The organism is Brevibacillus sp. IT-7CA2 (assembly GCF_949767855.1).
GTDB lineage: Bacteria > Bacillota > Bacilli > Brevibacillales > Brevibacillaceae > Brevibacillus.
Map to the genome: position 1 here is coordinate 170,066 of NZ_CATKQT010000054.1, position 11,614 is coordinate 181,679.

An 11,614-nucleotide genomic window follows, 5' to 3' on the forward strand; every position below is an offset into this window, starting at 1 on the left:
AACCATTCTCATTTCTATAGCAAAAATCATAGAAAGCACACTACCTCGATGAAACTGCGCGAACGTAAATGACTTCGTAGGTGACAGGGATGCCCGTTTCTCTTTTATACGTCTGCTCATAGTAACGAATCATTTCTGCAAGAAGTTTCCTGCGTCCCAGACCGCTCCCTTGCTCCATACTTGCACTGGCGCCCACTGCTTTCACGGCATGCAAGAAATCCCGTACACCCGGGTAAGTTAGCCGCTCATATTTCCTCATCACCTCTATATCCGTAAACCCTGCTTGCTCCAATAGCTCGTGCCAATCACGTGCGGAGAGAAACTCCAAGCCATGGCGTACCCCCTTTTCCCCCAAAATCGCATGAGCATTTGCAAACGATTCATGCAGCTCCCAAAACGTATCGGGTCCAAATGTTGAAAAAACCAAAGGTGCTCCGTGCTTCAGGATTCTTCCCAATCCTTTTAGCGTATGCGCTGGCTTGGCAAACCACTGAAAACACGCTCCTGAAACCATCAAATCCTTTGACTTCGCCTGTTGTTCCCATACCCATTCTTCGGCATCTGCTTGAAAAAATGAGCAAATCAGGCCGTGCTGCTCCAGATTGTTCTTCGCTTGCTCCAGCATACCTGACGCAATCTCTACTGCTTCGTAATGGGCATCAGAAAAATGGCTGCGAATGACGCGGGTTAATCCCCCTGTCCCACAGCCAATCTCTAGGATGTTTCGCACCTCGTTCTCGTTCGTTATTTCTGTAACCATTTGACTCAAATGATCGGCCATCTTCTTTTGCACGAATGCGTATTTTTCATATGAGACAGCCTTCTCACTAAATCGGCTGCTGATTGCTCTCTTCTGCAAGCTGCTCCACCATCCTCTTTAGCGAATCTCCTACAACCTCCGGAACAAATACATGCGGAGCATGACCACAGTCAGGAATTTGCACGAAATTGGCACCTGCAAGGCTACTCGCCAGTTCTTCTCCGGCTGCGAGTGAACAGATAGCATCCTCCGTTCCGTGAATGACGAGAGTGGGAGAAGTCAGGGAGGACAGGAACGGGCGGCAATCCTCTTCTTCTAAATAGGTCAAGCCCGCAATCAACGCTGCCGTACTCCACATCTGGCTATCCACCCCCACGTGCAAGCCTATTTGCTTACGCTCTCCTGGTGTTAGCATCTGTTCAACAAATGCGTCCATTACCCGCTCGCGTGCTACGGAAAGCTGCCTTTTCATCCTTTGCAAAACAACAGGATGCCACCCTTTGCGAAGGTCATGCTGTTCGCTGGTAAAGCGTGCTGTGGTGCCGATCAAAACAAGTCCTGAGACTGGGTACTGGGCAGCGAGGCGTATTGCGAGCATCCCTCCCAAGGACCACCCCACTACAATCAGCTCCTGCGTTGACAGAGATCGGACTTCCTCTTCTACTCTCTCGTAAAATTGCAAGGAGTCAGTGACGTCCGAATAAGTAGGAATGATGTGCCGATAGGAAGGAAATTGTGAGCGAACAGCATCCCAGCTGCATTCCGACATTCCCCATCCGGTTAGCCACAGCATCACTTTTCTCACGTTATCGTCCCTCCTTTATGAAGCTCGTCCCTGATTTCGCTCACTTGCTCGCAAGCCCACTCCAGCTCTTCGCGCGTATGGGCAGCCATCACCGTAAAACGGATACGCGCGGTTCCTGCTGGCACGGTAGGCGGTCGAATCGCCACTGCTGCAATCCCGCGCTGCCGAAGTCTTTTGCTAAACTGCAAAGTCCATTCATTCTCTCCTAACGTGAGCGGGATGATTGGCGTATCTTCTTCGTCTACGGTAAATCCGCGTGAGCGAAGCAATTGGCGAAACACGAGCGCATTCTGCCTCACCGCTTTTCTTCGCCAAGACTCTGTTTGTACCAAAGACAACGCCGCCAGATTTGAGCCAATCACAGCAGGGGGAAGGGATGTGGAATACACCAGCGAGCGCGCTTTTGTCATCAAATAACGAATGATGATCTCATCTGCGCATACGTATGCCCCATAAACACCAAATGCCTTGCTGAAGGTCCCCATCAAAACATCGACTTGTCCGGCGATGCCCAGCTCGTGGCACAAGCCCTGCCCTTCTTCACCACGCACTCCCCCTGCATGGGCTTCGTCAACCATCAGCATGACATCGTAACGATCTCGCAGTTGTACTAATTCAAGTAGGGGAGCTTTATCACCATCCATGGAGAATATGCTGTCCGTGACGATCCACTTCCGTCTTGCATCCTGGTGCTTTTTCAGCAAAAATTCCAGATGCTCCATGTCGTTATGTCTGTACCGAAAATGCTCCGCCCGACTGAGCACGATCCCATCGACGATGCTGGCGTGATTCAACCGATCACTAAAAACAGCGTCACCTCTTCCGGCAAGTGCTGCTATTACCCCCGTATTTGCCTGATAGCCGTTTGCAAAGACAAGCGCCCCTTCTCTTTCTTTCCACGCCGCCAATTGTTGTTCCAGCTCGTCGTATAACGCGTAGTTGCCATGGACGAGACGAGAGGCAGTTCCTCCTGCCCCCCATTCCTCTGCCGCCTTCTTGCCAGCTTCCACGATACGTTGATCATGGGCCAAGCCCAAATAGTTGTTCGATGACAGGTTTAATAATGGTTTCCCTTCGACTTGAATCCAGGTGCCTGCGCGATCACTGGCTGACTCTACGGTGTTCCATTCTCTTGCCAGCGATTGTTTCCGCAACGAATCGTATTCTTCTTCCAGCCATGTGTATCGCGTGTTCATGGTATACCTACTGTCCTACAGCGCACACAGCTCGATTTCAAACCCGAGGTCTTCAATCATCTGGTGGTCTGTCGTAATTTCCTGCCCGGGCGTCGTCAAATAGTCGCCAACAAACAACGAGTTGGCTGCATACAAGGAAAGCGGCTGCAAGGTGCGCAAATTCACTTCGCGACCACCCGCAACGCGAATTTCTTTATCCGGGCAAATAAATCGGAACAAGGCGAGAACACGAAGAGCCTTCATTGCCGGAGTGCGTCCTTTATCCTCCAACGGGGTTCCGGGAATCGCATTTAAAAAATTGATCGGGATGGAATCTGCGTCGAGATTGCGCAAGGCAAATGCCATTTCGACGATCTCCTCATCGCTCTCCCCCATGCCGATGATCACGCCTGCGCATGGCGACATCCCTGCTCTTTTCGCGGTATCGACTGTCTGTACACGTTGATCGTACGTATGTGTCGTAGTAATCGTTTCGTAATGATTGCGACTCGTGTTGAGATTATGGTTATAGCGGTGAACACCAGAATCTTTTAGGCGCGTTGCTTGTTCGTCGCTTAATATCCCTAAGCACGCGCAAATTTTCAGCGGCATCGTCTCGCGGATTTCTTTGACTGCCTCGATGACCTGACCCAGCTCTCTTTCCGTGGGACCACGACCTGAGGCGACAATACAGTATGTACCTGCTTTTCGATTCATGGCTTCTTGCGCACCTGCGAGCAATGTCTCCTTGTCCAGCATCGTGTACTTGGATACGGGAGCGTTCGAAACAATCGACTGCGAGCAGTAACCGCAATCCTCCGGGCAAAGGCCGCTCTTGGCGTTAATGATCATGTTCAGTTTGACCTTTTTTCCGAAAAAGTGCCTTCTGACCCGAAAAGCTTCGTTCATGACCAGCAGCAGCTCATCATCAGGCGCTTGCAATACCTTCATTGCCTCTTCCTGCGTGAACTCTTCTTTGATAATCGCTTTATGAGAGTATCCCTTCCAATCCAGACAGGTGCTTTGCTTCATTTTCTCGTCTCCCCTTCTTATTATTTATGGCTCCACTGACACAACTGTCCGATGTCTACACACTCTTGGATCAGCTGTGTCAACTGCTGACGCTCTAGCGGTTGGTCTATCCATGGAAGCACGCCCCATACGGGAACTCCCCCATAGCTCTCAATCATGCTCGCGTTTGTTTTAACACTCTCATCGGTGACGCCAGCTGAATTGTTTTGATTCAGGATGACACCTACAACCTCGATCCCGAGTTCCCGTGCATACCAAACGGACAAGAGCGTATGGTTAATCGTGCCGAGCCCAGCCCGTGCCACGATGAGCATTGGCAGGTTCAGTCGAGCAGCAAGATCCGCCATCGTTTCGGTTGGTGTCAATGGAACAATCAGACCACCTGCTCCTTCGACAAGGAGTGCCGGATAACGTTCCATCAGGGGTCGCCCGCAAGCGATTACGTCCTCCATAGTCAAGCTTTTCCCCTCTGCTTCCGCAGCCAGAAAAGGGGTAAGCGGTGCCTCAAAACAGAGCGGGGCTATCTCCTCACACGCGTCAGGAACTCCGCTCCACGACCTCAATTGCAATGCGTCACTGCCCTCATCATGTGCTCGTGCTCCTGACTGGACTGGCTTCCAAACCCCTATGTCCACTCCTGTCTCACGCAACACGGATGCGATTCCGCCAGTCACAACCGTTTTGCCTACCCCTGTATCTGTCCCTGTGATGAACAATCCGGAAAAGGGTCGATCAGCCATATCTATTACTCCTCCGTATCACCTGTCGTTACATCTTGAATCGATTCCGTTAAAATCCGAACCATGTCAGCTAATTCTTCAGTTGTAGATACAAGCGGTGGAATAAAAACGATGACGTTGCCCAACGGTCGTGTCAAAAGCCCTTTTTCTCTCGCTATCTGACAGACACGCACACCGATCCGCTCATTCCAGTGATAAGGCTCCTTGGTCCCTTTATCCCGAACCAGCTCAATTCCCGCCATCAAGCCTTTTTGCCGGATTTCCCCTACATGAGGCAGGTCGCGAAGTGGCTTTAACAATTGATCCAGATCGGTTGCTTTTTGTGCTACTTGTTGAACGACTCCTCGCTCCTCCATCAATCGCAGGTTGGCGAGAGCAACTGCACAGCCAAGTGGATTTCCCGTGAACGAATGTCCGTGGAAAAAAGTTTTCTGTTCCTCATAGTCAGCGAAAAAGGCATCATAAATTTGCTCGGTTACTAAGGTAGCCGCTACTGGCAAATACCCTCCCGTGAGCCCTTTTGCGACCGCCATGATGTCTGGCACGACCCCATCATGCTCACAAGCGAACATTTTGCCCGTGCGTCCAAATCCTGTCGCTACTTCGTCTGCGATCAGCAATACATCATAGGCGCGCAACAGCTCCGCGATTTTTTTCAAACAACCGTCCGGCATGATAATCATGCCGCTTGCTCCCTGCACGACAGGCTCCACGATCATCGCCGCAATCTCATGAGCTTTTTCCTTAAGCAAACTCTCCAGACTGCTCAATGTGGCCTGAACGGCTGCTTCTTCGCCGCCTTGCCGGTATGGATATGGGTATGGAATGACATGTGGAGAAAAGAGCAGTGGTTTGTAGACCTGATGGTAGAGAGGAATGGCTCCCACACTGGTGGCTCCAATCGTATCGCCGTGATAGGCGTTGTTCATCGTGATAAACGAATGCTTGCCGGTCTGCCCGCGATTTTGCCAGTATTGGAACGCCATTTTCAGTGAGATTTCGACCGCCGTTGCCCCGTTGTCAGAGTAAAAGACTTTGCTCAGTCCTTTTGGAGCGAGTTGGATCAGCTTTTCCGCTAATAGAATGGATGGGACGTTTGCCATGCCAAGCAAGGTAGAGTGGGCAATCTGGTCGAGCTGCTCCGTGATCGCCTGATTCAGCTCGGGAACATTGTGGCCATGGACGTTCAACCACACAGAGGAAAAACCGTCGTAGTAAGCCTTGCCGTTCACGTCGAACAGCTTGATCCCTTCTCCTCTCGCAATAATTAGTGGCTCCTGTGCGACATAGTCTTTCATTTGGGTGAAGGGATGCCAAACGTATTGCTTATTTTTGGCAGAGAGCTCTGCATAACTATTTAACAACCAAACCACAACCTTGGTTAACATATATTTGTTAACCTTTATTTTAAATTGGTTAACCTATTTTGGCAAAGATTTTTTCTGACTTTGAAAAATTAGCAAGATCTAAGAAGGTCCTTCTAGTTTGAGTCAACATAGTGGAGGAGAAGAAAAAGCACAGTTCTCTTCGACTCTGACACGCCAGCAGGGGGATTCACTGTCCGTCTCCACTTCCAAAAGGGGACCGTCGAGCCAAAGCCACCCTACGGGCGGAGGCTTCTCAAGGAAGAAGTGGTCGACAAACGTGGTCTCCTTTTGGAAGTTCCGACTGGGTAGGCGTGTCAAGGTCTACGAGCCCTGCGCTTTTTCTTCTCTTGGAAGGCCTATCTATTAGAAAACTCGGCCCTTCTGTCGATATGAATTTTATAAATTCTTATCGACAGAAAAAGGTCAAGCTCCTCTTCGTTAGAGAAGCTTGACCTTTTATATTCCGATTCTATTTATCTTGATGCATAATGCGATAAAGCGCTACGACACACACTGCTCTCGTCGTCGGTTTATTCGGCTGATAATTTCCTCCAACTGGATCAATCAGACCAAGTCCGACCATGTTGTTGATGGATGTAGATGCCCAGGATGGCCATGTCCCTTTATCGGAGACCTTTTTCGTCGCTCCCTTTTTATTCACGAGACGATCGAGAATGACTGCGGCCTCTGCGCGAGTCACCGGCTGATCCGGACGGAAAGTATTATCGTTATACCCCTTCACCAGGCCCTTGGAAACAGCTACCTGTACGGCACCTTGCGCATAGGAAGGCACCTTATCCTTGAATTTCAGCTTTGGTGAGGATGGAAGTTCCCATTCAAAAGTGCGCGCGAGCAAGGTGACGAACTGTGCTCTGGTCAAGGAAACCTCTGGGCCGAAAGTCGTCTCCGTCAAACCCTTCACGTAGCCCTGTTCCGTCATGTAGGTGATTTCTGCCTTGGCTGGATGCTTCGCGATATCTGTAAATCCAGTGCTGCTCGTGCCTGCATTGTCCAGGTAGTACGGAATGTACTTGCCGTAGCTATTGACTTCATATACCCACTGACCTTGAGCATTCATGGTTCCCAGTAGCGGATCCAATGTATTGTTCACTTCGTTTACGTACAGTAGTCCAACGCCTTTTCCAGCGAGCCATTGCTTCGGTGCCAAGGTCAACTGAATCGAGGAAGTGGAAATCGCGTCCTCTTGTCCTGCTTTTAGTTCGCCCGGCTTAATCGTAAACGAATAATCAGCAGGCACATATCCTGGCATCGGCTGAGTCACGATCGACTCCACATCAATCAGCGCACTATCCAGGTAAGGTGCAGTATTTGCAAGGGAATAATGGAGATCGAGCTCCGCCCCGAGGGACATGCTACCTGGCAGTTCAGGGACAACGGCTACATCGCTCGGTTGACCTGTCTGGTTGCCCAAAAGAAGCGAGAATTCGTCGATGTACAGTGTTCCTTTGTCATGTGTAATGCCATCATTGGCTTGGTCAACGACATACACACTCTTCAGTTGCAACGGATACGCAACATTGCTCGGGAAGTATCCTTTAACCTGTTTCCAGCCTGTCCAATTGATCTCTTTTGCCAGATCGAGGTAGACCGGCTTGCCGTTTGCATCGACTACTTCTGCACGGAGCCAATGTCCGCTGTTGTCACCATTGACCCACAAGCCCAATCCGAGTGGTTTGCCAGGGATGGTCACAGGTTTTGCCCCCAGAACGCCGTACGAAATCCGCATGTTGTTCGCTGGTGCTCCAGAGAAGTTGTACACCAGCTTCGCTGCCTTCTTCGTGCGGAATGTCTGATCGGAAACGAGCGCGAACGAACCAGCGGAACTGATGCTGGATGGATTTGCCGCATGGTACATACCGGCCTGATTATCGAAGGTGAGCCATGGCTGCTCAAATTGTCCGACAGCAAATGGTACGGTTGTCGACACGCCATCATACGTAATGGTCAAGTTTCCGTTGCCCGGCTCATTGCCTGCTACCAGTTGCAGATTGTCGTTAATCGTCGCTACAGAAGAATCGACACTCGCTTTTACGCTAAGTGGAGTCGCTTGTACGGTAGAGCCCTTTTTCGTTTTAATTTTGACATCGAGATTAAGGGATTGTCCCGGTGCAATCGTGATCGGATTCGGCGAAACGATGATTTGCTGCACATCGTTGCCGGAAATCACTTGAATATCTTTATTTTGCGTCACATTGCCCAATCGCGCAGTCAATGTGATCTTGCCGGATCGAGCTGGTGTGAATTGCTTGCCATTTACGGTTCCCGCTTCGGACTGACTACCATCCCAACTCACATCGCCTGCATTGATCGCATACGGCTGGTAATGAACGTCATATCCTTTGGATGCGTTGAGCGTGATGGTTTGTCCGATAAGCACATCTGACGGTACATCGATTTGGAAGCCTCTCAATTCTCCAGCAGGTGCCGTGTTGTATACAGCCAGTCCAGTAGGCACACGACGCTCAGCACCGCCGCTCGGCTTATTCGCCAAATTCGCGTGTGTCTCACCCAGCATGCGAGCTGCCATGGTCGTAGAGCCACCACCGTCAAAGTTTACAGCTCGATAAGAGCCGAGCTCCGCCATGATCTTTGCCAGCTCGTCCAAATAAACGCCTTGGCTCGCATCGATCGTGACCATGTACAAAGTCTTTCCGTCCTGAGAAACACCGACCGCTGTGCGCGCCGTTTTGTTCGTGATGGACTTGTCCGCTTGAAAGGATGACAGTGCTTTCCCTTGATCGACCAAAATGACATTGCCACCCACCGCATGTTTCAAGTCGAAGGTTTGCGGTGTCGTTTGATATTCAACTGTCGCAGTAGCGCCTACTGGGAAGTTTTGTTTGAGAAATGCTCCTGCTGCTCCATGTCCCCAAAGGACATAGCCGTTGTAAGGTATGTATACGCCAGGTTGATTCACACGAACTTCTTTGGCTACGTTGTCTACAAACAGAATCTCGACGACATCTTTATAGCCCGATATCGTCCCCAAGCTGTTTTTGCCAAAGGAAGGGGTATAGACGTTCAGTTGGTTCTGGTGACTCTTTCGTCCTTCACTTGGGTTGTACTCTTCCTTGTTAACTCCCTGAATCGAATAGGTAGCACCATTAGGAGCAGTAACCTTGCCGCCAAAACCAAACTTATCGACGATGGCCATCTTGTCTCCCGTCAAACCTAGGGCGTACCAGTAGGAGACCAAGCCCATGGAAGAAATGAGTTCATCGTCTTTCATGACAATGCCAAACGGCGCTCCCCGCTTCGACATGTTAAAAAAGTCGGCATTGATTGCTGATACAGCTCCTGTTTCACGCGCCATTTGTGTAACCGTCTGCCTGTCAGTCAGCTTGCCTTTCGTTCCGTATACCGGTTTTACCTCAACGTAAGGATTGTTCAGATCAACCTTGGTCACCATGATCGTGACTACTTGATTGGCAAATGATTTCGTATATTTCTGCAAAGTGGTCCCCTCACCAATTGGGGTTTGCCACATCATATTCAATGCACTGGTCTCCGCTCTGGCGTGTGCGACATTGGTCGCAAACGGCACAAACGGAACAAAAGCTCCCCAGGCCATAGTCGTGGCCGTGAGCAGCGTCACTATCCTTTGCGCTCTCATGTTGGTAACTCCTCTCCGTATTCCAAACTCTGTCTTTCTACCCTCTAAGCCAAGCAGCTAAATATTAGACGCAAAAGGTCATGGATAGTTTCGCCAATTCTCTCGATTCTCTATTAGAAAAACATACCAAATCGTCAGTCATCGAAAACAAAAATATCCCTCTACAACAAGAAACCCGCCCGGTTTTGACGAACGGTACCTGGCGGGTTTTCCTAGCTGTATGTTACTGACCTGGTTGGAAAGGCTCTGGTTGTTCAGCTCGCAAACCAAAATGATAGAGGATTGCTTCTACGATACGGCGGGAAGCCTCGCCATCCCCATACGGGTTGACAGCGTGCGCCATTGCATCGTAAGCCGCTTGGTTGGTCAGCAATTCTTTTGCCATTGCATAAACTTGCTCTTCGTCGGTTCCCACGAGCTTCAACGTGCCTGCTTCAATCCCCTCAGGACGTTCTGTCGTATCGCGCAGAACCAGGACTGGTACGCCAAGAGACGGCGCTTCCTCCTGCACCCCGCCAGAATCGGTCAGGATGAGATGGGCACGACGAGCGAAGTTATGGAAATCAAGGGCATCCAATGGTTCGATCAACGAAATGCGATCGTGGTTTCCGAGAATCTCCTGCGCCACTTCTTGTACAGCAGGATTCAAGTGAACCGGATACACAACCGCAATCTCAGGATGCTCGTCCACCAGTCTTCGAACTGCACGGAAAATACGGCGCATCGGCTCGCCCAAATTTTCGCGGCGGTGTGCCGTCATCAGCACCAGCTTCTGACCAGCTACGCGATCTAGCACCGGATGCGTGTAATCCTCGCGAACCGTTGTTTTCAGCGCGTCAATCGCTGTGTTTCCTGTCACGTAGATGCTCTCTTCCGGCTTTGCTTCGCGACGAAGATTGTCAGCCGATCCATCGGTCGGAGAGAAGTGAAGGTCAGCCATTACACCTGTCAACTGACGGTTCATCTCTTCCGGGAACGGCGAATACTTGTCCCATGTGCGCAAGCCCGCTTCCACGTGTCCGATCGCTACCTGATTGTAAAAAGCAGCCAGACTCGCAACAAAAGTGGTTGTCGTATCCCCGTGTACGAGGACAATGTCCGGTTTAACTTCCTTCATCGTTTCATCCAGACTCTCCAATGCACGAGTGGTCACACCCACCAGCGTTTGGCGATCCTTCATGATGTTCAAATCAATGTCTGGTTGAATATCAAAAATGTCCAAAACCTGATCGAGCATTTGACGATGTTGGGCCGTCACGCAAACGACCGATTCGATCTGCTCGCTGTACTTGTTCAATTCATGGACAAGCGGCGCCATTTTGATCGCTTCTGGACGTGTGCCGAATACCGTCATTACTTTTACAGTTTTCATCCGTTTTTCCCTCTCCGACTACTTCGTGCCGTACAAGCGGTCACCCGCATCGCCCAAGCCTGGCACGATATATCCATGGTCGTTTAAATATTCATCAACAGCCGCTACGTAAATATCTACATCAGGATGCTCGTCCTGAACTAGCTTGATTCCTTCTGGAGCAGCGATGAGGCACATCAGTTTCAAGTTTTTCGCTCCACGTTTTTTCAAAGCAGTAAGAGCGGCAACAGCAGAGCCACCAGTCGCCAGCATCGGGTCAGTTACGATCAACTCACGCTCAGCAACATCAGATGGCAGCTTCACATAATACTCAACAGGCTGCAGGGTTTCCGGATCACGGTAAAGACCTACGTGTCCTACTTTGGCAGCAGGAATCAGCCTCATCAGGCCATCCACCATACCAAGACCAGCACGCAGAATCGGTACCAACCCTACTTTTTTACCAGCAATTACATTCGACTGACAGGTAGCCACTGGTGTTTCGATGGTGGTTTGCTCCAACGGCATATCACGGGTAATTTCATAGCCCATCAGAGTAGTCACTTCATCTACCAGTTCGCGAAATTCCTTGGTCCCTGTATTCTTGTCACGAATATACGTAACTTTATGCTGAATCAGCGGATGGTCAAACACATATACACGGCTCATGTCATTTCCTCCGTTTCCCTATCAATACATCCTTTCTATAATAGCTGGTGAGAGTGGCTCCGTCAATTTGCCTAATCTTCG

At 50.2% G+C, this 11,614-nt stretch carries 9 protein-coding genes; all 9 read right to left on the reverse strand.

Going from position 1 to position 11,614, the window contains the following annotated elements; all coding sequences use genetic code 11:
* Positions 1-40: 40 nt before the first annotated feature.
* The 9 genes from bioC to upp all read right to left on the reverse strand — a co-directional run bounded on the left by bioC (position 41) and on the right by upp (position 11,533).
* Positions 41-859, reverse strand: a complete 819-nt coding sequence (gene bioC / locus ACM6JA_RS29635; protein ID WP_414855279.1) for a malonyl-ACP O-methyltransferase BioC — start codon at positions 857-859, stop codon at positions 41-43.
* Entirely contained in the window at positions 828-1,565 is a 738-nt protein-coding gene (locus tag ACM6JA_RS29640) for an alpha/beta fold hydrolase (protein ID WP_414855280.1), read from the reverse strand. The genes bioC and ACM6JA_RS29640 overlap by 32 nt, the downstream gene beginning before the upstream one ends.
* Positions 1,562-2,761 carry an 8-amino-7-oxononanoate synthase gene (gene bioF / locus ACM6JA_RS29645; protein ID WP_414855281.1) on the reverse strand — a complete coding sequence of 400 codons (1,200 nt, stop codon included), beginning with the start codon at positions 2,759-2,761 and terminating at the stop codon, positions 1,562-1,564. Before bioF ends, ACM6JA_RS29640 begins: the two co-directional genes overlap by 4 nt.
* Positions 2,762-2,776: 15 nt before the next feature.
* Positions 2,777-3,772: a biotin synthase BioB gene (gene bioB, locus ACM6JA_RS29650; protein WP_414855282.1), complete on the reverse strand. Its 996-nt coding sequence runs from the start codon at positions 3,770-3,772 to the stop codon at positions 2,777-2,779.
* 20 nt (positions 3,773-3,792) lie between these two features.
* The gene (bioD, locus tag ACM6JA_RS29655; RefSeq protein ID WP_414855283.1) at positions 3,793-4,512 is read right to left on the reverse strand and encodes a dethiobiotin synthase; all 720 of its coding nucleotides are present in this window, start codon (positions 4,510-4,512) and stop codon (positions 3,793-3,795) included.
* 5 nt (positions 4,513-4,517) lie between these two features.
* On the reverse strand, positions 4,518-5,900 hold the full coding sequence (gene bioA / locus ACM6JA_RS29660) for an adenosylmethionine--8-amino-7-oxononanoate transaminase (RefSeq protein WP_414855284.1): 1,383 nt from the start codon (positions 5,898-5,900) through the stop codon (positions 4,518-4,520).
* Between the two features lie 448 nt (positions 5,901-6,348).
* The gene (locus ACM6JA_RS29665; protein WP_414855285.1) at positions 6,349-9,513 is read right to left on the reverse strand and encodes a phosphodiester glycosidase family protein; all 3,165 of its coding nucleotides are present in this window, start codon (positions 9,511-9,513) and stop codon (positions 6,349-6,351) included.
* Positions 9,514-9,736: 223 nt separating this feature from the next.
* Positions 9,737-10,885 carry a non-hydrolyzing UDP-N-acetylglucosamine 2-epimerase gene (wecB, locus tag ACM6JA_RS29670; RefSeq protein WP_414855286.1) on the reverse strand — a complete coding sequence of 383 codons (1,149 nt, stop codon included), beginning with the start codon at positions 10,883-10,885 and terminating at the stop codon, positions 9,737-9,739.
* Positions 10,886-10,903: 18 nt separating this feature from the next.
* Positions 10,904-11,533, reverse strand: a complete 630-nt coding sequence (gene upp, locus ACM6JA_RS29675; protein ID WP_007725492.1) for a uracil phosphoribosyltransferase — start codon at positions 11,531-11,533, stop codon at positions 10,904-10,906.
* Between the last annotated feature and the right edge of the window lie 81 nt (positions 11,534-11,614).

Excerpts from the sequence above, each read along its gene's own strand:
- wecB (WP_414855286.1), bottom strand. The coding sequence starts at position 10,885 with ATGAAAACTGTAAAAGTAATGACGGTATTCGGCACACGTCCAGAAGCG.
- bioF (WP_414855281.1), bottom strand. The coding sequence starts at position 2,761 with ATGAACACGCGATACACATGGCTGGAAGAAGAATACGATTCGTTGCGG.
- upp (WP_007725492.1), bottom strand. The coding sequence starts at position 11,533 with ATGAGCCGTGTATATGTGTTTGACCATCCGCTGATTCAGCATAAAGTT.
- bioB (WP_414855282.1), bottom strand. The coding sequence starts at position 3,772 with ATGAAGCAAAGCACCTGTCTGGATTGGAAGGGATACTCTCATAAAGCG.
- ACM6JA_RS29665 (WP_414855285.1), bottom strand. The coding sequence starts at position 9,513 with ATGAGAGCGCAAAGGATAGTGACGCTGCTCACGGCCACGACTATGGCC.
- bioD (WP_414855283.1), bottom strand. The coding sequence starts at position 4,512 with ATGGCTGATCGACCCTTTTCCGGATTGTTCATCACAGGGACAGATACA.
- bioA (WP_414855284.1), bottom strand. The coding sequence starts at position 5,900 with ATGTTAACCAAGGTTGTGGTTTGGTTGTTAAATAGTTATGCAGAGCTC.